This window comes from Pseudomonas sp. FYR_2 (assembly GCF_043106425.1).
GTDB classification, from domain to species: domain Bacteria; phylum Pseudomonadota; class Gammaproteobacteria; order Pseudomonadales; family Pseudomonadaceae; genus Aquipseudomonas; species Aquipseudomonas monteilii.
Genome location: NZ_JBICMM010000054.1, coordinates 175,777 through 198,873, shown reverse-complemented (window position 1 = coordinate 198,873; position 23,097 = coordinate 175,777). Strand labels below are relative to the sequence as shown.

Genomic DNA, 23,097 nt, shown 5'->3' with positions numbered 1-23,097 from the left:
TCGCGCCGCCTGAAAAGGGATCAGATGGCTGTATTTGCAGGCTCAGAGGTGTGGGCTGAACCGACAGGCGGCAACTGTCTGCTTTGCCCATCCAATGCGTTCGGCGTATTATTTGCGACAATATTGGTCGGAGATTGACATGTCGCTCTACAGTGCTGGCGTCGAATATGGCATCCATTGCCTGCTGTTCCTGGTGGACGAACGTGGCGATTCACGCGAGTCCAGCGTGCGCGACCTGGCGGAGTTGCAGGGTGTGCCTCAGGAGTACCTGGCCAAAGTTTTCACCAAACTGGCCCGTGCCGGGTTGGTGGCGGCTACCGAGGGCGTACGCGGCGGTTTCCGGCTGGCGCGGCCGTCGGACGAAATCACGGTGCTGGATATCGTCAATGCCATCGACGGGCCGAAGAAGATTTTCGACTGTCGCGAGGTGCGTGAGCGCTGCAGCCTGTTCGACGGCTCGCCACCTGGCTGGGCGACCGAGGGCACCTGTGCGATCCACGCGGTGATGCTGGGGGCGCAGAAGCGCATGGAGGAAGCGCTGGCGCAGCAGACCATTCTTGACTTGGCCCGGCGGTTCGGGCGCAAGGCGCCGGCCGAGTTCGGGCAGCAGGTGAACAGCTGGATGGGAGAGCGGCGCGAAGGTAAAGGTGGCGGGGATATACCTGTCAGCCAAGTCTGAATGTGGTGCCTGTACTGGCCTCTTCGCGGGTGAGCCCGCGAAGAGGCCAGTACAGGTCAGCGCCCTTCATGCTGCCGTCGATAAGCGCCTGGCTGCACCCCCACCGCCTTGGCAAACGCCCGGGTAAATGCCGCCACCGACTGATACCCCACCTGCGCGCCTACTTGCTCCACGGTATTCCCCGCCCGCAGTAACTGGCGGGCATGGCGCATACGCAAAGCCAACAGCACCTGCCCCGGCGATTGCCCGGCCAGCTCATTGAAGCGCTTGAAAAATGCCGAGCGTGACAAGCCGGTGCAGGCAGCCATGCTTTCCAGTGTCCAGGCCTGCCCCGGTTGCTCGATCAATTGCTCCAGCAAACCGGCAAACGCCGGCTGGCGGGCGAGGGCGACCAGCCCGCCCAGTGACTGCCCGGCAATGACCTGCTGGCGCAGCACGTACAGGAACAACAGGTGCGTCAGCCGCTCCAGCAACGCCTGCGACGGGCCTGCGGTACGTCGGCACTCTTCCAGAATCAGCTCGAACAGCGCCCGCGCCGCACTGCCGGCGGGGTCTTCGGCGTGCAGCAAGATCCAGTCAGCCAGGCCCTCGACAATCAGCGATGACAGGCCGGACTGAAAGTGGAAGAAGCCGCAGACCAGCCCTACGCCGTCACTGGCCTCACTGTCCAGCGCCTGCATGGCCTGGCGCGGTTGGGCACAGGCGTCGGCCGGGTCGTGGTCGCTGGACAAGCGATAGGCAAGGTCGCGTAACAGGAATACTGCATCGCCCTTTTCCAGGCGCACCGGTTGCGCTTCGCCGTCGAGGTGCAGCCAGCAATACCCTTGCACCACCAGGTGGAAGCTGGCGCGGCCCATGCCTTGGGTGCTGGCGTGCCAGCCGCCACAGTAGCGCCCGACATGAAACAGGCTGGCATCGAGCTCCAGGCCCTCTAATAACCAATCGACAAGGTGGCTGGACGAAATCATCTAATACAAACACTCAGGAGCAAGGAAAGGCGACTGATGAATATGGAGGGTAATTCTTATAACCAACAGACTGTAGTGACCACCATCAAAGGAGACCACTCCATGTCCTCCCGCATTACTTTACACACCCTGCAGAGCGCCCCGGAAGCGGCCCGTCCATTCCTCGAGAATGCCCAGAAAAACTCAGGCTTCATCCCCAACCTGCTGGGTGTGCTGGCCAACGCCCCGGCGGCGCTGGAAACCTACGTGACCGTTTCGGCGCTCAACGGCAAGTCCGAGCTGAGCCTGGCCGAGCGTGAAGTGGTGCAACTGATTGCCGCTACCCAGCACGGCTGCGACTTTTGTGTGGCTGGCCACACCGCCGTGGCACTGAACAAGGCCAAGCTGCCGCAGGACGTGGTCGATGCCCTGCGCGCCCGTGGCGAACTGCCCGACGCCCGTTACGAAACCCTGGCCGCGTTTGCCCGCGAAGTGATCGCCACCCGTGGCAATGTCAGCGAGGCCACCTACCAGGCCTTCCGCGCAGCCGGGTTCAGCGAAGGCAACGCACTGGAGGTGATTCTGGGCGTGAGCCTCGCAACCCTGTGCAACTTTGCTAATGTTTTCGCCCAGACGCCGCTCAATGAAGAGCTTGGCAAATACCGTTGGCAGCCTTCTGCGTAACTCACCTGTGATAGCGGCCTTGATGCGGTCGTTGTAGAAGCGGCCTTGTGCCGCGAATGGGCCGCAAGGCGGCCCCGGCGTTCCCAAAGGAGCAAGACCATGCAAGATTGCGCATTTCGTCACTGGCTGGATGCCAATGCCGAGGCCATCGACCGGGGCCTGTGCGAACCGCAACAGGTGCTGGCACAGATCGCCGAATCACAGCTGCTGCGCATTGGTGTCGACCCGGCCTTGGGTGGCACGGGCGGGCAGGTGACCGACGCCGTCGAGGCCATCGCCGCGATTGCCAGCCGTTCGTTGGCTTCAGCCTTCGTCTGCTGGGGCCAGCGTGCCTTTATTGAATACCTGTTACACAGCCCCAACCAGCCATTGCGTGAGCGCTTGCTGCCGCGCTTGTTGACGGGCGAACTGGCGGGTGCCACCGGGCTGTCCAACGCCATGAAGTTCCTGTCCGGCATCGAAGCGCTGCAGGTGCGTGGCCGGCCGGTAGCTGATGGCTGGCACCTGGAAGGGCGCTTGCACTGGGTGACCAACCTGCGCAAGAGCGGCTTCGTGGTAGCGGCGGCCATCGAAGACGAAGCCGGCGGTACGCCGTTCGTGCTCGCCATACCATCAGACGCCCAGGGCCTCCAGCGCTCCGATGACTTGCAACTGATGGGGCTGCAATCGAGCAACACGGCGGCGCTGGCTTTCCACCAGGTGCCGCTGGCGCGTGACTGGTTGCTGCACGAGAACGCCCGCGAATTCCTGCCGCGGGTACGCCCGGCTTTCCTGGCATTGCAATGCGGGATGGCCATCGGCTTGGCGCGACGGGCGCTGGAAGAGGTGCAGGCGCATCTGCATGGGCGTGCCTCGTTCCTCGATGAAGCCCGTCAGGTACTGAGTGAGCGCCTGGAGAACACCGTGAGCGAGCTAAAGCAGGGGTTGCTCGATGGCCGCTTCCAGCAGCAGCCAGCGGCGTTGTTCAAGTTGCGCATCACCCTGGCTGAAAGTGCCGCCGATGCCGTGCAACTGGAGTTGCAGGCCAGCGGTGGCAAGGCCTATCTCAGCGAATATGGCGAAGGCTTTGCCCGCCGCTGGCGCGAATCGGCCTTCGTGCCGATCGTTACCCCCAGCCTGGTGCAATTGCGTGCCGAACTGCAACGCCAGGCGGGCGCCGCATGAGCCACGTGTTGCTCGAAGCCTGCGATATCAGCCTGGGCTACCCGGGTGAGGGTGGCTGGCAGCAAGTGCTGGCGCAGTTTGACCTGCAATTGGCCCCGGGCGAGGTGGTGAGCATTCTTGGCCCCAGTGGCGTCGGCAAGTCCAGCCTGCTGCGGGTGCTGGCAGGGCTGCAGCAGCCCCGTGGCGGCAGTGTGACCTTGCGCGGCCAACCCTTGCAGGGGCCGCACCCACGGCTGGCAGTGGCCTTTCAGGACCCGAGCCTGCTGCCCTGGCTGAGCCTGGAGAAGAATGTTGCCTTTGGCCTGGACTTCGCCCGCCAGCCGAAGCTGGATGCTGCCGAGCGGCGCGCGCGTATCGACCATGCGATTGCCGCCGTGGGCCTGGCCCACGCCCGTGGCCAGTACCCGGCGCAGTTGTCCGGCGGCATGGCCCAGCGCACGGCGCTGGCCCGTTGCCTGGCCCGCCAGCCCGAAGTGCTGTTGCTGGACGAACCCTTCGGCGCGCTGGATGAAGTGACCCGGGCCGACATGCAGCAACTGCTGCTGCAACTGATCGCCACCCACAACACGGCGGCGGTGCTGATCACCCACGATATCGACGAAGCGCTGCTGCTGTCCGACCGGGTTCTGCTACTGGGCAACCACCCAGCGCACATCCTCGGCCAATGGCACATCGACCTGCCGCAACCACGCGCGCAGCGGGTTGAAGAATTGGGTGCCTTGCGTATCGAAATCCTCAAAACCCTTCGGCGGGCAAGCCGCACCGTAGAACCTACCCCAACCCCGTTGCCCTCGGAGGCTGTCCATGTGCATGGATGACTGCTGTTCCTCTTCTTCGCGTCGCGATTTTCTCAAGCTTGGCGCCCTGCTTACGGCGGCGGGTGCGCTGCCATTGCTGTCGAGCTTGCAGGCGCGCGCTGCCGCCGAGCCGGATGCGCCGGTGCGCATCGGCTACCTGCCGATCACCGACGCCACGCCATTGCTGGTGGCGCACAACAATGGCCTGTTCGAGGCCGAAGGTATCAAGGCCGAGCGCCCGGTGCTGTTACGCAGTTGGGCACAGGTGATCGAGGCGTTCATTTCTGGCCAGGTCAACGTCATCCATTTGCTGTCGCCGATGACGGTGTGGGCGCGTTACGGCAGCAAGGTGCCGGCCAAGGTCGTGGCGTGGAACCACGTGGGCGGTTCGGGCCTGACCGTGGCCCCGGACATCACCGATATGAAACAGCTCGGTGGCAAGACGGTGGCCATCCCGTTCTGGTACTCGATCCATAACGTGGTGCTGCAGCAGATGCTCAACGACAACGGCCTGACGCCAGTGTCGAAGCCGGCCAACGCCCAGTTGACTGCCACCGAAGTCAACCTGCTGGTGCTGCCACCCTCCGACATGCCGCCCGCTTTGGCCAGCAAGCGCATTGCCGGCTACATCGTCGCCGAGCCGTTCAACGCCCTGGCCGAGAACCTCAAGGTTGGCCGCGTACAGCGTTTTACTGGCGATGTGTGGCGCAACCACGCGTGCTGCGTGGTGTTCATGCATGAGCATGATCTGAACAACCGCCCGGAGTGGTCGCAGAAGGTTGTCAACGCCATTGTCAAGGCTCAGCACTGGACCCGCGACCACCGCGCCGAAGCCGCTGCCTTGCTGTCCAAGGCCGGCCCCAACAAGTACACCCCGCATGAGCCTGCCGTGCTGACCAAGGTGCTGGCCCCGGCCGCCGAGGACCGCGCCGGCTACCTTGCCAGCGGTGCCATTCGGCATCAGCAGTGGGACGAAAAGCGCATCGACTTCCAGCCGTATCCGTTCCCCAGCTACACCGAGGAACTTGTCAAACGCCTGAAAACCACCCTGATCGAAGGCGACAATGCGTTTCTTGCCGGCCTTGATCCGGCGCAGACTGCCCGCGACCTGGTCGACGACCGATTCGTACGCAATGCCATCGCTGCGGTGGGTGGCCCGTCGGTGTTCGGCATTGCCGACAACTTCGAGCGTAGCGAGGAGTTTGCGGTCTGATGCGAACGCATGTCGTACATGCCGGCCTTGGCCTGGCCGGATTGCTGGGTTTGTTGTTGCTTTGGTGGGCTGGCGTTGCCGTGTTCGGCCAGGCTGACGGGCTGTCGGCGCGCTTTTCTCCGGCGGCAACCCTGGACAGCCTGTTCGAGTTGCTGGGGCAGGGTGAGGTCTACGGGCATATCTGGGTCAGCCTCAAGCGCATCCTGGTCGGGCTGTTGCTGGCACTGCTCATCGGCGTGCCGTTGGGCCTGCTGGTTGGCAGTTACCGGCACCTGGAGGCGGCAACCACCCCGGCGTTTCAGTTCCTGCGCATGATATCGCCGCTGTCGTGGATGCCGGTGGTGGTGATGTTGATGGGCGTGGGTGACCAGCCTATCTACTTCTTGCTGGCGTTCGCCGCGTTGTGGCCGATTTTGCTGAACACGGCGGCCGGGGTCAGGCAGCTGGACCCCCGCTGGTTGCAACTGAGCCGCAGCCTGAGTGCCACGCGTTGGGAGACGTTGTGCAAGGTGATCGTGCCGGGGGTGATCGGCCATGTGCTGACCGGCGTGCGGCTGGCCATTGGCATTCTGTGGATCGTGCTGGTGCCGTGCGAAATGCTTGGGGTGAGTGCGGGGTTGGGGTATTTCATCCTCGATACGCGTGACCGGCTGGCGTATTCCGAGCTGATGGCGATGGTGCTGCTGATTGGCGTGTTGGGGTTTGTGCTGGATGCCTTGGCGCGAGGGCTGCATCGACGCTGGGTGCATGGCTGAGGGGCCAGTGGGGCCTTTTCGCGGGTGAACCCGCTCACAGGTATAGCGTTGTCTTTGAATTCAAATACCTGTGGGAGCGGGCTTGCCCGCGAAGAGGTCTTCAGATCAATGCACCATCTTGCGCTGACGTACACACTCCTGAGCCTGAACGGTCAATTCATCCAGCCGCTCATCGCGCATCTGTTCGGCTTCGATCATCGCATCCTCACCCTTCTGGTTAAGCAGGTAGGTATGAATCTGCAGCACTTCTGCCGTCTGATAAATCGGCGCAATGTCCAACCGCCCGATCAATGCGCCACTGGCCAGCCCGGTACTGCTCATGAGCACCTGCGGCCCATTGGCGGCCACCACTTGCATGCCCATCGCCTCAAACCAAGGCACCTGATTGGCAAAGGCATTCAGTTCCACACAGGCATGGCGTGCCTGCAGGTCGCCCAGCAAGGCGCGTGCGATGCCCTGGCGGCGGTGGCTGTCGCGCACGGCAAGAAATGCCAATGAGCATGCTTGCTCATCGTCCTCGGCCGGCAGCGACAGGGCAAAGCCAAGCAACTGGTCCGGCGCTTCGGCATCCAGCGCCAGGGTTAGCGCCACGGCCAGGCCGCGGGTGCCGTCCAGCGCTTGCAGGTACTGGTGCACTTCCATACCAACGCCGTACTGGTACAGCGGGTACAGCGGGTTGTCGGCGGCGATGGCAACACTGCTCAATTCACCGACATTGTGGATCACCAGTTCGCGGATCTGGTTCTGGAAAGACTCGGGCGGCACGCTGTCGAGGCGGCTCAGGATGAACATCGGGGGGGCAGGCTCCGGCGGGTGTGAATACAGCCCACGCCGTGTAGGCGCGGGTTGTACAGTCTAACCGGTTTTGCCGTGTCAGCCTTGTGCCTTTAATGCACCGAGCATCAGGTCGAGGTTTTGCACCGCAGCACCCGAGGCACCTTTGCCCAGGTTATCGAACACCGCAGTGAGCAATACCTGGCCATGCTCGGGGTTGGCGTACAGTGCCAGGCGCAGGTCGTTGCTGTCGTTCAATGTTTCGGGGTCAAGGTTGGCTGCTGCGCCTTGTTGGTGCAGCGGCATCACCTGTACGTGGCGGGCGCCCTGGTAGTGCTGTTCCAGGCAGGCCTGCAGCTGGTCAGCGCTGACCTGGCCGGGTAGCAGGCGCAGTTGCAGCGGGATGCTCAACACGATGCCCTGGCGGTAGGCCCCATAGCCGGGCATGAACACCGGCCGTGCTGACAGCCCGGCGTGCTGCTGAATTTCGGGTACGTGCTTGTGCGCCAGTTCCAGCCCATACAGTTGCAGGCTCGGTGCCTTGATCGCGCCGGGGTGTTCGTGGCGCTCGACCGCCGTCCGGCCTCCGCCGGAGTAGCCGGAAATGGCATGGATGCCCAGCGGGTAGTCGGCGGGTAGTAACCCGGCCTTGACCAGCGGGCGCAGCAGGGCAATGGCGCCGGTAGGGTAACAGCCTGGGTTGCTGACGCGTTTGCTTAGGGCAATGCGCTCGGCTTGCTGCTCGTCGAGTTCCGGCAGGCCATAGACCCAGCCCGGTGTGGTGCGATGCGCCGAGCTGGCGTCGATCACCCGCACCTGCGGGTTATGGATCGCCGCCACGGCCTCACGGGCGGCGTCGTCGGGCAGGCACAACAGGGCGATGTCAGCGCTGTTGATGGCCTCGCGGCGGCATTGCGGGTCTTTACGCTCGGCTTCGGGGAGGGTGAGCAGGCGCAGGTCGCTGCGGCCGTGCAGGCGTGCATGGATCTGCAGGCCGGTGGTGCCTTGGTCGCCATCGATGAAAACAACAGGGGTGTGCATGGTCAGGGTCCGGTAGGGTTGGGATGACCTATGCTCGCCTGTGGCTGAGTTAATGGAAATTTGAATATCATGATGCTGATGTTCATGTTTCATGAATGAAAAGGCCAGCACAGACCATGCGTGAAATCAGCCTCGACCGCCTGCGCACCCTGGTGGTTATCAGTGACCTTGGCTCCTTCGCCGAGGCCGCCCGCCAGCTCAACCTGGCACCGCCCACCATCAGCCTGCATGTGGCTGAACTGGAGTCACGTATCGGTGCCCCGTTACTTAGCCGTGCCCGCGGCCAGGTGCGCCCAACGGCCATTGGCGAAACACTGCTGGCCCGCGCCCGGCGCTTGCTGGCCGACGCCGACCTGGCGCTGGACGAAGTACGCCGACAGGTCGAGGGGCTGACTGGCCGGGTGCGCCTGGGCGCCTCCACCGGTGCCATCGCTCACTTGTTGCCACAGGCGCTGGAGCACCTGCGCGTGGAGCACCCGGGGATCGACGTGCAGGTTCAGGTGCTGACGTCCCAGGCATCGCTGGCGCGTTTGCGTGAAGGCGCGCTGGATATCGGCCTTGTGGCTTTGCCGCAAGTCGCCGGCAAAGGGCTGACAGTGACGCCCTGGCGGCGCGATCCGATCCTGGCCTACGTGCCGGTCGACTGGCAGCCACCGGCCAGGGTCACCCCGGCCTGGCTGGCGCAAAGGGCGTTGATCCTCAATGACAGCAGTACCCAGCTCTCGCGAGTGACAGGGGAGTGGTTTGCGGCAGCGGGGTTGTACCCCGAGCCTCGGATCGAGCTGAATTACAACGATGCGATCAAGAGCCTGGTCGGCGCCGGGTACGGGGCGACGTTATTGCCGCAGGAGGGCGAGGCGGCCGAGCTGGACCGGCGCGTTGCACGCCGGCCACTGCGGCCCGGGTTGTGGAGGCAGTTGGGTATTGCCTGCCGGGAAGGCCAGATTGAGCGGGCCACGGCGTATGTGTTGCAGGCATTGGAGCGGTTGCGGCAGTAGCGATTGCCGGCTTTACCCTCGCTCTCATGCCCGCACCACGGTCACCGTCTCGCCGCCCACCCCCCAGTTATCGGTCGGCACCTCTTCGATCACCACAAAGGTACTGGCTGGCGGCTTGCCCAGCACATCATTCAGCAGGCGGGGCGTTCCCTCGATAAGCTGGCGCTTGTGCTCGGAAGTAACCCCTTCGTCAGTTACGCGAATATGTACACAAGGCATGGTTGAACGCTCCTCAAGTCAGTGCCAAGTGCCAGCGGTACTGCCGCCATCCACAGGCAGGATGACGCCGCTGACAAAACGTGAATCGACCAGGTACAGCACGGCGTCCACCACATCCTGGGGCGAGCCGGTGCGGCCACTGGGCGACAACGCGCCCATCCCCGGCACATTGTCGCCATGCAGGGGGGGGGCGATGATCCCCGGCGCCACGGCATTCACCTGCACACCGCTGGCCGCCAGTTCCAGCGCCAGGCCTTTGACTGCCTGGTTCAGTCCGCCCTTGACCAGTACCGGCAGCAGGGCCGGCACGCGGGTGTCCGGTTGCAGTGCAATGGACGCGGTGATCGCGATGATTTGCCCATACCCTTGCCTGGCCATGACCCGCGCCGCTTCCTGCGCCGGGTAGAAAAAGCCTTTGAGGTTGGTGCCGACCAGTGCGTCAACATCGGCTTCGCTGCATTTGGCAAAGGGTTTGGCAATGAAGATGCCGGCGTTGTTGATCAGGATGTCCACGCCGCCAAACATTTGCAGTGCAGTGGCGAACAGCTGCTGCGCCGTAGTGGGCTCGGCAATGTCGCTCGCCACGCCGATAAACCGCGAAGGGTTGCCTAGACGCGCAGCGGCCTGGTCCAGGCGCGCCTGGCTACGGGCGTTGCCGACCACGTTGTCGCTGCGTTCGAGGACGCCTCGGCCAGGGCGAACCCTAGGCCGCTGGAGGCTCCGGTGACGCCCACCGTGGAGTTTTCGACAGGATGGCCGCCACATCCAGATCGAAACCCAAGGCGCATTCACCTGCCTGGGCGATTTCCTTGCCGCGGCAACGCTGGTGCGCCATGGCGGCGGCTTGATGCCGGCTTAAGCCGGGCGACCGCTGGGCTGACGGGGTGCGGGGCAGGCACGGGCCTACTATGCTTTTGGCTGCGTCGAGCCGAACCGGCCTCGACGAACCCTATGGTTTTCCAGGAGAACGCTCCATGAAATCCACGAAATGCATACCTCTGCTGGTGATTGCTTCCGTCCTCAGTTTTGCTGTGCACGCAGACCCTGCGGGCAACTGTGCAGCCAAGATCAAGGAACTCGAGGATTTCCACAAGGCCAGTGGCCAAGCGATGCATGGCGGCATGGCCCATGACTTCAAAGTCCACATGCAAAATGCCAAGGATGCTCAGAGCAAGAAGGACTATACCCAGTGCCAGGCCTCGGCGGACCAAGCCAAGACCATCTATAACAAGGCGCGTAGCAAGTAAGCCTTCTCCGGCCTCTTCGCGGGTGAACCCGCGAAGAGGCCAGTGCAGCATGGCCCCACAGTCAGAACCAGCGGTCGTTCTTCTTCCGCCCCCGGGTCAGCGCCGGCAAAATCAGCCCCGCCAGCAACCCCGCCCCGGCAATGCTGCCGCCATACACCATGTAGCGCATCATCACCTGTTTGTTCTCGTCACCCAGGCGTGCCTGGGTATCGCGCAGGTCCGACTGGCTCTGGTCAAGCTGCTCGCTCAGTGCCTTGTTGCGCGCCTCCAGTTCGTCGTTCAGCTTCTTGCGTGAATCCAGGGTTTCCTGCATGCCCTGCACGCGGCTCTTCCAGCTGTCGTCGATGGTCTTCAGCTGCCCGGTCAGCTCCGCGACCTGGGCATCGAGCTGCGGCAGGCGTTCGTTCTGCCCCGGCACGGCCTGCAGGTCGTTGCTGAGGATCCACACCACATCGCCGTTCTGCCCGCGCACCTGGCTGTAATTGCCCTGACTGCCGAGCAGGGTCAGCTTCTGCCCGGATTTGAGGGTTCCAACAATGCGGTGGCCATCGGTCGGGCCGCTGCGCACGTAGGTGCTCAGGCTGTCGCTGACCCAGCGTGCGTCGCTGGCGGGCTCTTCGGCGTGCGCTGGCAGGGCGAGGGCCACCAGAGCGGCAATCAGGCCGCCGCGCAGGGCAGGGAGGGCGGAAGCGGTTGGGCGGAAATCGGGCATGTTGGGTCTTCGCTGAAACAGGACAAAAGTAGGCCCGGTGACTGGGCCGATGAACCGGTCGGTGAGTTGACCGTCAGCGAAAGACCGCTTTTTTGTCAGCAGGTTCACTACCTGATGTCGGAAATGTCTGCAGGATGTTGCAGAACCCTACCCAGAGCGCTTCCTCGACGATGACGCAATTGTAATGCGCCGATCACCTTGGCGTTATCTGTCGGCCGTCAATCTCGGGCCGCCGACACAATTATAAAGACGACGTTCAAGGAGCATCGGATGACCTGCAGATCACCCCTGAAACTGGCTGCGTGCCTGGCGCTTTCCGGCGTCGGCAACCTGGCCATGGCGGCGGACGACGCCGCAGAAGGTTTTATCGAAGGCAGCACGTTGAACGTGCTCAACCGCAACTTCTATTTCAACCGCGACAACCGCGACTCCGCAGCCCCTACACACAACCCGGACAAAGCAGCCGACAACGGCTATTCCGAAGCCTGGGCCCACGCCGTCATTGCCCGTTTCGAGTCAGGTTTTACCCAGGGCACTGTCGGCTTCGGCCTGGATGCGTTCGCCATGCTCGGCCTAAAACTGGACACCGGCGGCGGCCGCAACGGCGGGCGCAGCTCGTTCGACGTGCTGCCGGTCGATCATGACGGCCAGGCCCGCGACGAATACACCAAGGTGGGTGGCGCAGCCAAGGTGCGCCTGTTCGACACCGTTCTGAAAGTGGGCGATGTGTTCCCGGCCAACCCGGTAGTGGCCGCCGGCGATTCACGGCTGCTGCCGGAAAGCTTCCGTGGCGTGACCCTGGAGAACACCAGCATCAAGGACCTCACCCTGCAGGCCGGGCGCCTTCATGCCATGAGCCAGCCGGTGTCCAGCGATATGCGGGAGAACTTCGTGGCCTTCTACGGCGGCCCGGTCGATTCGCCGTGGATCGCCTACGGCGGGGGCGACTACACGCTCAATGAGCATGTCAGCGTCAGCCTGTTCAGCAGCCGCCTCAAAGATGTGTGGAACCAGTACTACGCCGGCACCAGCCTCAGCTACCCGCTGAGTGATGATCTGGCCCTGATTGGCGGCTTCAACTATTACAAGGCGGTTGACGAGGGGCAGCAGCGCCTGGGCGCATTCGACAACGACATCTGGAGCGCCAAGCTGGGCGTGCGCTTTGGTGCCCACACCCTGGCCCTGACTCACCAGCGCAACAACGGTGACGACGACTTCGACTACCTGCGCCAGTCCGACTCGATCTTCCTGGACAACTCCATCCAGTACAGCGACTTCAACTCGCCCAAGGAGCGTTCGTGGATGTGGCGTTACGACCTGAACATGGCCGCTTACGGTATTCCCGGGCTGTCGTTCATGACGCGCTACGGTAAAGGCACCGATGCCGACTACTCCAATGCCAACACCTTCTACATGCGCCGCGATGCTGGCGGCAACCCGCTGACTGACCAGAAGCGCTGGGAGCGTGACATCGAGGTCAAGTACGTGGTGCAGACCGGCGCAGCCAAGGACTTGTCACTGCGCGTACGTCAGGCCACCACCCGCGCCACGGCGTTCGAGTCGGACCTGGACGAAGTGCGGCTGATCGTGGAGTACCCGTTGTCGATCCTGTGAATTCACCTGGGTAGCGTTACAGCTCCTTTGGTTTGGGTGGATGTTTTGGCGCTCCGTATGGGGCGCTTTTTTTGTTGTTGCCTTGGGTGTTCCAGCGCCTGTGAGATCGAGCGCTGCCCGCGCGGCGCATCGCGAGCTGCGCGGGCGGCACGCCCGGAGCTTCTGCGCCCAGGTCGACGACTTGCTGCGCACCCACGCTGGCAACAACCGCCGCCTGGCCTTGGACCGTATCGAAGTGGCCGGCATGCGTGCCCTCGACGCTTTGGGCGTGCAGGTACACAACGGCCAGGAAGTCACCGAGTTCGCCCGGCTGATCAAGGGGCCCGATGAAATCCTGGCCATGCGTTGTGCGGTGGCCTCGTGCGAGGCCTCGGTTGCCGAGATGCGCCAGGCGATGCGCGCGGGGGCTACCGCAAACGATGTCTGAGCAGCGCTGCACAGCGGCAACATTCGCCGTGGCGGTGAATGGATCGAAACCCGCATTCTCAGTTCCGGACCACGCACCAACCCCTGGTTCCAGGAGTCTGGGCCACGGGTGCTCAGCGATGGCGACCTGTTCTACCAGCACCACCGGGTGGTGGCTGACCGCACGGTGGACAGCCATTTGAAGAACCTGCGGCGCAAGCTGACTGCGGTGACGCCGGGGCATGACCCGATTCGGTCGGTTTATGGGGTGGGCTACAGCCTGGAATTTGAATAGTCAGCATCTGAAAGTCTGCGCGGTCCCCTGGAGGAGCAGGTCACAAGGGGCCGCGCAGACTTGAAAAGTCAGGTTTCAGAGACTTCGCTCGGCGCTGTCGCCACTTTCACCGAAGCCTTCTTCTCCTGCACCACGATGTAGAACTCCTCGCCATGCTTCACCGCGCCATACAGCACGGCCTTCTCGATCAGCTCGTTACCGCGCAGGTGGCGCAGCATCATCGGGTCTTTACGCAGGTCGCGGTACAGGGCCAGGCACAGCAGCACCATCACCACCACAAAGGGCAAGGCCACGACGATGGTCAGGTTCTGCAACCCCGTCAGCGCCTCGCCCGGGTCCCGCGGGTCGCCAATCGCCAGCATGATCGCCGCCACGGTACCGGTCAGCGCGCCCCAGAAAATCACCGTGCGCCGCGAGGGCGCGGTGGTGCCATGTTCCGAGAGTGTGCCCATCACCAGCGAGGCGGCGTCGGCACCCGAAACGAAGAAGATGCCCACCAGGATCATCACCAGCACCGAGGTCGCTGAGGCCAGTGGATAGCTGTCCAGCAACTGGTACAGCGCGTGGTTGCTGTTGACAGCGCCATTGGCCAGCTGGAACGCGCCTTCGCGTACGGCATCGATGGCCGCACCGCCAAAAATGGTGAACCACACCAGGCTGACCAGGCTGGGCACCAGCAGTACACCGGTAACGAACTGGCGAATGGTGCGGCCGCGGCTGATGCGTGCGATGAACATGCCCACGAACGGTGTCCAGGAAATCCACCAGGCCCAGTAGAACACGGTCCAGCCGGCCAGCCAGCTGTTCATTTGCTCACCGCCGCTGGCGTTGGTACGGGCCATCATCTCCGGCAGCATCTTGATGTAGATGCCAAGCGAGGTCGGCAGCAGGTTGAGCATCAGCAAGGTCGGGCCGACCATGAACACGAACACTGCCAGCACCAGTGCCAGCACCATGTTGGTGTTGGACAGCCACTTAATGCCCTTGCCGATGCCCGACACCGCCGAGGTGACGAAGGCAATGGTCAGCAGGGTGATGATCGAGATGTAGAACAGCTTGCCGGGGCTCTCGATCCAGCCGTTGTACTCCAGGCCGCCGGCAATCTGCAGGGCCCCAAGGCCCAATGAGGCGGCCGAGCCGAACAGCGTGGCGAAAATTGCCATCATGTCGATCATGCGCCCTAGCGGGCCGTTGGCATGCTTGCCGATCAACGGGCGGAAGGCAGCGGAAATCAGCTGTGAGCGGCCACGGCGGAAGGTGCCATAGGCAATCACCAGGCCGACGATGGCGTACATGGCCCAAGGGTGCAGGGTCCAGTGGAACAAGGTGGTGGCCATGGCCACCTGCATCGCTTCACTTGTCTGCCCGGTGGCCGAGCCCGGCGGCGGCGACACATAGTGCGACAGCGGCTCGGCCACGCCGAAGAACATCAGGCCGATGCCCATGCCGGCGCTGAACATCATGGCCACCCAGGACACCGTGCGGAATTCAGGCTGTTCGCCATCACGCCCCAGTGGCACCCGGCCATAACGGCTGGCGGCCAGCCACAGCACGAACACCACGAACAAGGTGGATGTGAGTACGAAGAACCAGCCAAAGTTGAGAATGACCCAGGACTGCGCGCTGGAAGCGCTGCTGGCGAGGCTGGCCTGGTTGAGGAAGCCCCAGAGCACGAACGCGATTGCCAGGAGGCTGGTGAAACCAAACACGACGCCGTCGAGTTTGCCCTCGAAATGCCGGTCCTGGCGGGCTTCTGCGGTTTTCGAGGGGTCCGTCACGCCAAGGTCGAGCGTTTCGGTGATGTGTTCCTTTGCCATGAATGATGAGGCCCCTTTGTGGCTTACCTGCGCGAGCAGGCTTGTTGTTGTGTGGGCTACCGAGTTCGATGACGGCCTCGGCGGGGTGGAATGCTGGCGCGATTATCCTGCGCGGGAAAAGGCGGCCCCTGTCCCGATAACGCCCTGGGGCGTCCCTTACGCGACTTGGCAAATACTTTTAGTTCTGGGGGCAATAGCCCTTTCTGCCTCGGGTTCTGGTACCCTGATGGGCATTACCCGGGCCCGCTCATCCGAGCACCGTAGAAGCGCTGCTGCTTGCGGGCCTGGCCGTACCAGGAAACGGAGATTCGTCAAAATGGCCACTGATCGTGTGAGCCTGATTCATTTCGATAAATTGAGCATGAGCCCTGCCGCTGCCGATCGGTTCCAGAAAGCCCTCGACGCGCTGGCAGCGCTGAAGCTGCAGGACCGTTACGTGTACCTCATCGCTCCCTATCTGGGTGATATCGCTGACGCGTCTGACGCCAAGCAACTGGACACCGCCCTGGGCCAGTGCATCCGGGTGGTTGATGAGCTGCTGGCTGCCAGGTCGGTGACCAAGGTCAAGGCCGAGGAAGTGCGCAAGGTGTTCCACAGCGCTGCCGAGCGTGCGCGGGCAGAACTGCCTGGCTGAGTGGTGGCATGGCCAGAGACATCGACAACCCCTGCGTTTCGTTATGCCAGCTCAACAGCGAGCTGTGCGTGAGCTGTGGCCGCACCCGTGACGAAATCCGCAAGTGGCGGGGCATGAAACGGCCGGAAAAGATGGCCACCGTGCAACGCGCGGCGACGCGGATGAAGGCTATCGTCAAGAAGGCAGCCAAGCGGCAGAATGCCGACTGAACCCTCGCGCCCTGTACAGGGCCTTTCCTGATTTGCCTGAAGAGCCTGAAAATGGATGTTCACTCGCTGTTAGCGTTTACCCTGGTTGCCGCCATCGCTATCGCCAGCCCCGGCCCCGCCACCCTCATGGCCATCAACAACAGCCTGGCCCATGGCCAGCGCAGCACGATCTGGTCGTCGCTGGGCAATGGCTCGGGCCTGTTCTGCCTGTCGGCAGCCGCCATGCTGGGCCTGGGCGCGCTGCTGGCCAGTTCTGAAGTGCTGTTCAATGCCGTGAAAATCCTGGGGGCGGGCTACCTGTTCTACCTGGGTGTGCGGCAGTTGCTGAAAAAAGGCCCGATGCTGGCGCAGGCTACGGCCGAGGGGGCGGCCAAGGTTCGCCCCTCGCCGCTGAAACTCTACAAGTCGGCGTTCCTTACCGCAGTGACCAACCCCAAGGCGACCATGTTCTTCACGGCGCTGTTCCCGCAGTTCATCGACCAACGGGCCGCACTGTTGCCGCAATTCCTGGCCTTGACCGGTATTTTCGTGGCGTTGTCGCTGGTTTCGCTGAGCTTGTATGCCGCGCTGGCTGCACGGGCGAAAGGCGTGCTGACCCGGCCGTCGCTGTCGCGCTGGGTGAGCCGGGTGGTGGGCACCACCTTCATCGGGTTTGGTGCGGCGATCCTGGCGATGCGTCGTCAGGGCGCCTGAGTGCCGGAGAGGGTAACCGACAACCCGTTTCATCGTTAGCCGATGAAAGGCCCATCTACTTTTCCCACAGGGTCCAGACTGTCTGCAGCCCGCAAAGATGAATGCTGCAGTTGATCACAGGATGTGGCAGCCTTTGGCCACCACGCCGGGTCACCGGATGTAACTTGTGCCGAGGGTTGTAGATGATCGAGCGTTGCTTTCGCCACGCCTTGCTCCTGTTGTCGTGCCTGCTGCTGCCGTTGGCTGCGGTAGCGGAAGAGCCTTGCCGGCGGTTGACCGCCACCGGCAACCCGGAATACCCCCCGTACCTGTGGCGCGACCCGCAAAACCCCCAGCAACTGATCGGTGCCAACGCTGACCTGCTCAAGTACTTGGGCAAGCAGTTGGGGCTGGAGATCGAGGTGATTTACGGCGGGCCATGGCCGCGCGCCCAGGAAGAGGTGCGCACCGGCCGGATCGACTTGATGGCCGGGTACTTCATGACCCAGGCCCGGCAGCAACAGATGGACTTCATCACCCCGCCATTTCTGCACACGCCCAGCGTGGTCTGGGTACGCCAGGACCATGCCTTTGCCTACCACCAATGGGCAGACCTGAAAGGTCGCAAGGGTGGGACCTTGGTCAACAACAGCCACGGTCAGCAGTTCGACGACTTTGCCAGGGCCAACCTCATCCTCGAAGCGGTACCCAGCGCCAGGCAGGCATTCGAAAAACTCATGCACAAACGCAGCGACTATGTCGTGTACGAGCAGTACCCCGGCATGGCACTGGCGCGCACCTTGGGTATTGCCAGCACTGTGCAGGTGCTGGAACCGCCGATCTCCAGCGAAGGGCTGTACCTGGCGCTTTCGCATGATTCGTCCTGCAATCGGCCGCATTTGCGTGAAGCGCTGGCGCGGGAAATGGAAAAGATCGTGGCCGGGGCATTGCCGCAGCAGTTGTTGCAGCAGAACCTGGAGCGGTGGCAGTGATCAGCGAGGAAGGTACGCGGCCTCCCGTGCGTGCTTGGCCCGGGTCACGTTGACCGCACCAGGCAGGGTGACGTCGTTCTTCGCTGCGAGAATTTCGGCCATGACGCTGACGGCGATCTCGGCCGGTGTCTTGCTGCCGATGTAGATGCCAATCGGGCCATGCAAGCGTTGCAGCGACGCCTCGCTTTCACCGAAGTGCTCGATCAGGCGTTCACGGCGCAGCTGGCTGTTGCGACGCGAGCCGATGGCGCCAATGTAGAACGCCGGGCTGTGCAAGGCTTCGAGCAGGGCCAGATCATCCAGCTTGGGGTCGTGGCTGACGGCGACGATGGCGCTGCGCAGGTCCGGCGCGAAGGCGCGGACCACGTCGTCGGGCATGCCGGCCAGCAGGTTGACGCCGGGCACGTTCCAGCCTGCGGTGTACTCAGGGCGTGGGTCGCACAGCGAAACGTTGAAACCATTGAACAGGGCCATGGTGGCCAGGTACTCGGCCAGTGCGCCACCACCGATCAGCAGTAAACGGTAGCCCGGGCCAAGGGTGCTGAGCATGTGGTGGCCATCGAAGCTGAACAGGTCAGGCGTGCTGGTAGGGGTCAGGCTGATATCACCGTTGTGCAGGTTGAGCCCGCGGCGGACCAGGCTGCCCATATCGAGGCAGGCCAGCAGTCGTTCGAGGTGCTGCAGCGGCGTTGCGAACTCCAGCACAAGCTCCAGTGTGCCGCCACAGGGCAGGCCGAAACGGTGTGCCTCATCGGCGCTGACGCCGTAACGCACCAGTTGGGGCAGGCCATTGGGCATGCCGGGGCCGCCGTAGGCGGTGGTGTAACGGTGAATGAGGTCATCCTCGATACAGCCACCGGAGACACTGCCGACCACCCGGCCGTCACTGCGCAAGGCCATCATTGAGCCCACCGGGCGCGGGGAGGAGCCCCAGGTGCGGGCGACCGTGGCCAGCAGGACGCGGTGCCCGGCGGCGAGCCAGTCTCGGGTGGTGCGCAGCACCAGCAGGTCGATGCTTTCCATGGAGGCTCCCGTTCAGCGCATATGTAAAATGATCGGGCTGCTGCTGGCCGGGTCGGTGTGCCCACGCAACGTGCCCACCGCCTGTGCATTCACGGCACCGCCCAGGTTACCCCAGGCCGTGCGCACGAAGCTCAGCACATCGGCAATCTCCTGGTCATTCAGTTGCTCCCGGAACGCCGGCATGCGGTAGGCATCAGGCAACCCCGCCGTCACCACCCGCTGCGAACCGTTCAAGGTAATGTTGATCGCCGAAGCGTCTTCTTTTGCCAGTGCCGAGGTTGCCCCCGCCAAAGGCGGCATCCATTGGTCCTGGCCTTTGCCTTCCAGCCCGTGGCACGAGGCGCAGCGGGTCACGTAGGTATGTGCGCCCGGGCTGTCGAGCTGTGTTGCTGCCGACTCGGCCACGTACTGCCACGGCGCCCCGTCGCGCTGCGGGTCGCCGGGAAGCGATTTCAGGTAGTGGGCGATGGCCGCCAAGTCATCGTCGCTCATGAACTGCGTGGAGTTGTTGAACGCCTCGGTCATCGAGCCGAACACGACGGCATGGCGGTTGCGGCCGGTTTTGAGAAATTGCGCAATCTCGTCTTCGCGCCAGCGCCCCAGTCCTGTGTTGTGGTCGGCACGCAGGCTCGGTGCGTACCAGCCATCGAGCAGGGCGCCCGCCAGGAATGGTTTGCCGCTGTCATCCAGCGCCTTTTCGTTGAAGGCCAGGCCACGGGGCGTGTGGCAACTGCCACAGTGACCGGGGCCCTGAACGATGTAGGCCCCCCGGTTCCACAGCGCATCCTGCCCGGCCTTGTCGGCGTAAGGCGTGGTGGCTGCGAACAGGCCATTCCACAGGGCAATGGGCCAGCGCAGGTTCAGCGGCCAGGGGATGTCGCTGGCCAGGTTGGCCTGCCGGGCCGGTTGCACGCCGTGCATGAAGAATGCGTACAGCGCCTTTACATCGTCGTCACTGAGCTTGGCGTAGGACGGGTAGGGCATGGCCGGGTACAGCCGCCGGCCGCCGGGCGCGACACCCTGGCGCACGGCGCGGTCGAAGTCGGCGAGGCTGTAGCTGCCGATACCGTTGTCGCGATCAGGGGTAATGTTAGTGGCGTGGATGGCCCCCAGCGGGGTGGCCATTTCCAGCCCGCCGGCGAACGGTTTGCCGTCCGGCAGGCTGTGGCAAGCCACGCAGTCGCTGAGTCGGGCCACGTACTCGCCACGGCTGACCAGCGCCGGGTCGGCGGCACTGGCCTGTGCATCGACGAACGGCGAGGCAGGCTCACGGGTGACATACCAGGCCATCAGGCCTGCCGCGACCAGGCACGGCAGCGCCAGCCAGCCAGCGGTTCTTGCGAAACGATGGGTCATGGAGCGGTCCTTGTGCGGTCAGCTGAAGGTGTGGCGGCTCATTGGCAGGCTGCGCACGCGCTGGCCAGTCAGTTGCGCGACGGCGTTGGCCACTGCCGGGGCTACGGCCGGTAACGGAGGCTCGCCAATGCCGCCCATCTTCGCCCCGCTTTCGACAATGCGCACATGCACCCGGGCCATGCGTGAAGGCGTCAGGATCGGGTACAGGTCGTAATTGCGCGCTCGTGGTTTGCCATCCACGTATACCGCCTCTTCCACCAGCGTCTGCGACAGGCCCAGGGCGACGGCGCCGTGCACCTGATGCTCGATGATTGCCGGGTTGACGATGCTGCCCGGGTCGATGGCCTGCCAGATGTCGTGCACCTTCACCTGCCCGTTCTCGATCGACACCTCGGCGATGACTGCCGCCTCCGAGCCAAATGGCGAGGCCATGGCCACGCCGCGTGCTCGCTTGCTGCCATCCTCGGCGGTGAAAGGGCCGCGCTTCCAGCCACCGGACAGGTCGGCGACCGCGTTCAGCAGGTTGGTCAGGCGTGGGTTGTCGCGCAGCAGGTGCAGGCGCAGTTCGAACGGGTCCTTGCCGCCTTTGTCGGCCAGTTCGTCGAGGAACGACTCGTAGAAGAAGTCGTTCAGCGAGTTACCCACCGAACGCCAGTAGCCGAGCATGGCCGGGCCTTTTACGTAGATCTGCGCGATGCGCTTGTTGGCGATGGCGTAGGCCTTGCCCGACAGCCCTTCAAGCGCGGTCGGGTCGATCTTTTCACCTTGCTTGCCGGCCAGGGCCTCGGTCGGGCCTTCGGTGGCGCTTACCGCTTCGAGGGCCACCGGCATGCCGTCGGCATCCAGGCCGGCGCGGAATTTCACCACGGCGACCGGGCGCAGTACATCGCGCAGGAATTCCTCTTCGCGGCTCCAGATAAGCTTCACCGGCCGGCCAACCGCCTTGGCCAGGGCAATGGCCTGCGGGTAGGGGTTGGCCGAGTCGTACAGGAAGTGGCGGCCAAAGAAGCCGCCCAGCAGTGGCGAGTGCAGGTTGATCTGCGCAGCCTCCAGGCCTGTACGCTTGGCAATGTCGTCGCGGAACATGTCCGGTGCCTGGTTGGGCAGCCACACGTCCAGGGTGCCGTCCGCGTTGAAGCGGGCGAGGGCTGAGGGCGGTTCCAGCTGGGCATGGTTCAGGTACTGGTTGTGGTAGCTGGCCTCGACCTTGGTCTTGGCATTGCTCAAGGCACCCGTGATATCGCCCTCGTTCTCCTCATCACGTGCCGGGCCCTCGACCGTGGCCAGGTGCTCGCGCCAGCCATCGCTGGAGAAGTCTGCCGGCATCGCCCGCACCTTGGTGTCGGCGGTCGCCTCTTGCCAGTCCACCTGAATAGCCTCCACCGCGCGTTTGGCATGCCACCAGCGTTCGGCGACCACGGCGACAGCACCCGGTAACTGATGCACGGAATGCACACCCTGCATGGCCTTGACCTGCTCTTCGTTGCGCAGGCTGCCCACCGTCATGCCCAGGCGTGGCGCGTGCTGCACGGCGGCGTGGAGCATGCCGTCGACCTTGATGTCGATGCAGTACTGCGCCTTGCCGGTGGACTTGTCGTAGGCGTCCAGGCGACGCACCGGCTTGCCGATCCAGCGAAACTGGCTGGGGTCGCGCAATTTGACGCTGTCCGGGTCGGGTACTGGCAGGTCCATGGCGCGGCTGGCAAGTTCGCCATAGGGGATGGAACGGTCTGTCGTGGTATGTACTACGTTACCCGGCGTGGTGGAGAGCTCATCGACCGGTACACCCAGCTGCTGGGCGCCCGCCTGCAGCAGCATGGCCCGGGCGAGGGCACCCAGGCGGCGCATGGTCGGGTAGCTCATTCGCACCGACATGCTGCCGCCCGTGATGCGCATACCGTTTTCCATGACGACATAGGCTTCGCCCGGTGGGGCGCTGTCGACCACGAAATGGGCAGGGTCGACATCCAGCTCTTCACCTACGATCTGCGCCATGGCGGTGAAGGGCCCTTGCCCGCCTTCCATGAAGGGGCTGAGCAGGCGCACCGTGCCATCCGGGCGAATTTCCAGAAACGCGGGCACTTGGGTGCCGCGTTGCGGGGCGCCTATAGTCGCCGCCTGTACGCGTGCCGACCCCATGGGCAGCCCGAAACCCAGCACCAGGGCCCCAACGGCCGTGCCGGCAAGAAAGCGCCGACGTGACACGTTGACGGTTTCGCCCATTTGCAGTTTGAGGAGTTCGGCCGGTGTATCGACTGGCGTGTTCATCAGGCCTGCTCCCCTTGGGCCAGCGCATGCACGGCAGCATGAATGGCGTTGTAGGTGCCGCAGCGGCACAGGTTGACCATGGCCGCGTCGATCTGCGCGTCACTGGGCTTAGGGGTGTGCTTGAGCAGCGCCGTGGCCGCCATCACCTGGCCGGACTGGCAGTAGCCGCACTGGGCCACCTGGTGCTCGACCCAGGCCGCGACCACCCGTTTGCCAACGGCATCGGCTTCGACCGCCTCGATGGTCGTCACTTCGCGCCCGACCACGCCGGCCACCGGGGTGACACAGGCGCGTACCACGTTGCCGTCCACCAGCACCGAACAGGCGCCGCACTGGGCCAGGCCGCAGCCATACTTGGTGCCGGTCAGCCCCAGGTCGTCGCGGATTACCCACAGCAGGGGCGTATCGGCGTCCACCTCGACCTGGTAGGTCTTCTGGTTGATGCGTAGTTCCATGGTTCACCTGCCAATCATCGGTTGCTGTCGCTGTGTTTTTCTGGGCGGGGAATACGTTGTTCCCCAGAGAAGAAACGCTAGCACAGGGACATGACCGCTGGTCTGGTGGCGGGGGCAGGTCCAGAGG

The 23,097-nt window shown here is 63.8% G+C and carries 24 protein-coding genes and 2 pseudogenes; 15 read left to right on the top strand and 11 right to left on the bottom strand.

Features of this window, described 5'->3' with window-relative positions:
* Positions 1-139 precede the first annotated feature (139 nt).
* A complete protein-coding gene (locus ACF8R4_RS23960; RefSeq protein ID WP_060497076.1) occupies positions 140-679 on the top strand; it encodes an Rrf2 family transcriptional regulator in 540 nt (179 codons plus the stop codon).
* A 56-nt stretch (positions 680-735) separates the two neighbouring features.
* On the opposite strand, the gene ACF8R4_RS23955 is transcribed toward ACF8R4_RS23960, so the two are convergent.
* The gene (locus ACF8R4_RS23955) at positions 736-1,647 is read right to left on the bottom strand and encodes an AraC family transcriptional regulator (RefSeq protein ID WP_060497075.1); all 912 of its coding nucleotides are present in this window, start codon (positions 1,645-1,647) and stop codon (positions 736-738) included.
* Between the two features lie 102 nt (positions 1,648-1,749).
* Here ACF8R4_RS23955 and ACF8R4_RS23950 point away from each other — a divergent pair, with 102 nt between their 5' ends.
* The 5 genes from ACF8R4_RS23950 to ACF8R4_RS23930 all read left to right on the top strand — a co-directional run bounded on the left by ACF8R4_RS23950 (position 1,750) and on the right by ACF8R4_RS23930 (position 6,239).
* The gene (locus tag ACF8R4_RS23950; RefSeq protein WP_060497074.1) at positions 1,750-2,310 is read left to right on the top strand and encodes a carboxymuconolactone decarboxylase family protein; all 561 of its coding nucleotides are present in this window, start codon (positions 1,750-1,752) and stop codon (positions 2,308-2,310) included.
* 99 nt (positions 2,311-2,409) lie between these two features.
* Entirely contained in the window at positions 2,410-3,474 is a 1,065-nt protein-coding gene (locus ACF8R4_RS23945; RefSeq protein WP_060497073.1) for an acyl-CoA dehydrogenase family protein, read from the top strand.
* Positions 3,471-4,292: an ABC transporter ATP-binding protein gene (locus ACF8R4_RS23940; RefSeq protein ID WP_060497072.1), complete on the top strand. Its 822-nt coding sequence runs from the start codon at positions 3,471-3,473 to the stop codon at positions 4,290-4,292. The genes ACF8R4_RS23945 and ACF8R4_RS23940 overlap by 4 nt, the downstream gene beginning before the upstream one ends.
* Positions 4,279-5,484, top strand: a complete 1,206-nt coding sequence (locus ACF8R4_RS23935) for an ABC transporter substrate-binding protein (protein ID WP_060497071.1) — start codon at positions 4,279-4,281, stop codon at positions 5,482-5,484. The genes ACF8R4_RS23940 and ACF8R4_RS23935 overlap by 14 nt, the downstream gene beginning before the upstream one ends.
* Positions 5,484-6,239: an ABC transporter permease gene (locus ACF8R4_RS23930; protein ID WP_060497070.1), complete on the top strand. Its 756-nt coding sequence runs from the start codon at positions 5,484-5,486 to the stop codon at positions 6,237-6,239. The genes ACF8R4_RS23935 and ACF8R4_RS23930 overlap by 1 nt, the downstream gene beginning before the upstream one ends.
* A 105-nt stretch (positions 6,240-6,344) precedes the next feature.
* Here ACF8R4_RS23930 and ACF8R4_RS23925 read toward each other — a convergent pair whose 3' ends face one another.
* Positions 6,345-7,031 (bottom strand): GNAT family N-acetyltransferase, encoded by a 687-nt coding sequence (locus ACF8R4_RS23925; protein WP_104834583.1) that lies wholly within the window; start codon positions 7,029-7,031, stop codon positions 6,345-6,347.
* 81 nt (positions 7,032-7,112) lie between these two features.
* A complete protein-coding gene (gene argC, locus ACF8R4_RS23920; RefSeq protein WP_392493605.1) occupies positions 7,113-8,054 on the bottom strand; it encodes an N-acetyl-gamma-glutamyl-phosphate reductase in 942 nt (313 codons plus the stop codon).
* A gap of 116 nt (positions 8,055-8,170) precedes the next feature.
* On the opposite strand from argC, the gene ACF8R4_RS23915 reads away from it, so the two are divergent.
* On the top strand, positions 8,171-9,052 hold the full coding sequence (locus ACF8R4_RS23915) for a LysR family transcriptional regulator (RefSeq protein ID WP_060497067.1): 882 nt from the start codon (positions 8,171-8,173) through the stop codon (positions 9,050-9,052).
* Between the two features lie 24 nt (positions 9,053-9,076).
* Here ACF8R4_RS23915 and ACF8R4_RS23910 read toward each other — a convergent pair whose 3' ends face one another.
* Positions 9,077-9,271 (bottom strand): 2-hydroxymuconate tautomerase family protein, encoded by a 195-nt coding sequence (locus ACF8R4_RS23910; RefSeq protein WP_060497066.1) that lies wholly within the window; start codon positions 9,269-9,271, stop codon positions 9,077-9,079.
* Between the two features lie 18 nt (positions 9,272-9,289).
* Positions 9,290-10,059: pseudogene (locus ACF8R4_RS23905) on the bottom strand (SDR family NAD(P)-dependent oxidoreductase).
* A 186-nt stretch (positions 10,060-10,245) separates the two neighbouring features.
* Between ACF8R4_RS23905 and ACF8R4_RS23900 the strand changes: the two are divergent.
* Complete coding sequence (locus ACF8R4_RS23900; RefSeq protein ID WP_060497065.1) at positions 10,246-10,518, top strand: hypothetical protein; 273 nt, start codon at positions 10,246-10,248, stop codon at positions 10,516-10,518.
* A 61-nt stretch (positions 10,519-10,579) separates the two neighbouring features.
* On the opposite strand, the gene ACF8R4_RS23895 is transcribed toward ACF8R4_RS23900, so the two are convergent.
* Positions 10,580-11,230, bottom strand: coding sequence for a TIGR04211 family SH3 domain-containing protein (locus ACF8R4_RS23895; protein WP_060497064.1), 651 nt, complete (start codon positions 11,228-11,230; stop codon positions 10,580-10,582).
* A gap of 270 nt (positions 11,231-11,500) precedes the next feature.
* Between ACF8R4_RS23895 and ACF8R4_RS23890 the strand changes: the two genes are divergently transcribed.
* From ACF8R4_RS23890 to ACF8R4_RS23880, 3 genes and pseudogenes are all read left to right on the top strand, one after another.
* Positions 11,501-12,844, top strand: a complete 1,344-nt coding sequence (locus tag ACF8R4_RS23890) for an OprD family porin (protein ID WP_104834586.1) — start codon at positions 11,501-11,503, stop codon at positions 12,842-12,844.
* 100 nt (positions 12,845-12,944) lie between these two features.
* Complete coding sequence (locus ACF8R4_RS23885; protein WP_392493604.1) at positions 12,945-13,271, top strand: hypothetical protein; 327 nt, start codon at positions 12,945-12,947, stop codon at positions 13,269-13,271.
* A gap of 42 nt (positions 13,272-13,313) precedes the next feature.
* Positions 13,314-13,544, top strand: a pseudogene (locus tag ACF8R4_RS23880) (winged helix-turn-helix domain-containing protein); the annotation flags it as partial.
* Between the two features lie 68 nt (positions 13,545-13,612).
* Here ACF8R4_RS23880 and ACF8R4_RS23875 read toward each other — a convergent pair.
* Entirely contained in the window at positions 13,613-15,361 is a 1,749-nt protein-coding gene (locus ACF8R4_RS23875; RefSeq protein WP_392493602.1) for a BCCT family transporter, read from the bottom strand.
* Positions 15,362-15,677: 316 nt separating this feature from the next.
* On the opposite strand from ACF8R4_RS23875, the gene ACF8R4_RS23870 reads away from it, so the two are divergent.
* The 4 genes from ACF8R4_RS23870 to ACF8R4_RS23855 all read left to right on the top strand — a co-directional run bounded on the left by ACF8R4_RS23870 (position 15,678) and on the right by ACF8R4_RS23855 (position 17,868).
* Positions 15,678-15,995 carry a hypothetical protein gene (locus tag ACF8R4_RS23870; RefSeq protein WP_060497060.1) on the top strand — a complete coding sequence of 106 codons (318 nt, stop codon included), beginning with the start codon at positions 15,678-15,680 and terminating at the stop codon, positions 15,993-15,995.
* 8 nt (positions 15,996-16,003) lie between these two features.
* Positions 16,004-16,204: a DUF1289 domain-containing protein gene (locus ACF8R4_RS23865; protein WP_060497059.1), complete on the top strand. Its 201-nt coding sequence runs from the start codon at positions 16,004-16,006 to the stop codon at positions 16,202-16,204.
* A gap of 51 nt (positions 16,205-16,255) precedes the next feature.
* Positions 16,256-16,897 (top strand): LysE family translocator, encoded by a 642-nt coding sequence (locus ACF8R4_RS23860; protein ID WP_104834588.1) that lies wholly within the window; start codon positions 16,256-16,258, stop codon positions 16,895-16,897.
* Between the two features lie 182 nt (positions 16,898-17,079).
* Positions 17,080-17,868: an ABC transporter substrate-binding protein gene (locus ACF8R4_RS23855; RefSeq protein WP_060497057.1), complete on the top strand. Its 789-nt coding sequence runs from the start codon at positions 17,080-17,082 to the stop codon at positions 17,866-17,868.
* Here the strand turns inward: ACF8R4_RS23855 and ACF8R4_RS23850 are convergent, their stop codons facing one another.
* Genes ACF8R4_RS23850 through ACF8R4_RS23835 form a run of 4 tightly spaced genes read right to left on the bottom strand, consistent with a single transcriptional unit; the run spans position 17,869 to position 22,970 of the window.
* Positions 17,869-18,891: an XdhC family protein gene (locus tag ACF8R4_RS23850; protein ID WP_200929422.1), complete on the bottom strand. Its 1,023-nt coding sequence runs from the start codon at positions 18,889-18,891 to the stop codon at positions 17,869-17,871.
* A 12-nt stretch (positions 18,892-18,903) separates the two neighbouring features.
* Complete coding sequence (locus ACF8R4_RS23845) at positions 18,904-20,247, bottom strand: cytochrome c (RefSeq protein WP_060497055.1); 1,344 nt, start codon at positions 20,245-20,247, stop codon at positions 18,904-18,906.
* An 18-nt stretch (positions 20,248-20,265) separates the two neighbouring features.
* The gene (locus tag ACF8R4_RS23840) at positions 20,266-22,515 is read right to left on the bottom strand and encodes a molybdopterin cofactor-binding domain-containing protein (RefSeq protein ID WP_392493601.1); all 2,250 of its coding nucleotides are present in this window, start codon (positions 22,513-22,515) and stop codon (positions 20,266-20,268) included.
* Positions 22,515-22,970, bottom strand: a complete 456-nt coding sequence (locus ACF8R4_RS23835; protein WP_060497053.1) for a (2Fe-2S)-binding protein — start codon at positions 22,968-22,970, stop codon at positions 22,515-22,517. The genes ACF8R4_RS23840 and ACF8R4_RS23835 overlap by 1 nt, the downstream gene beginning before the upstream one ends.
* Positions 22,971-23,097: the final 127 nt, after the last annotated feature.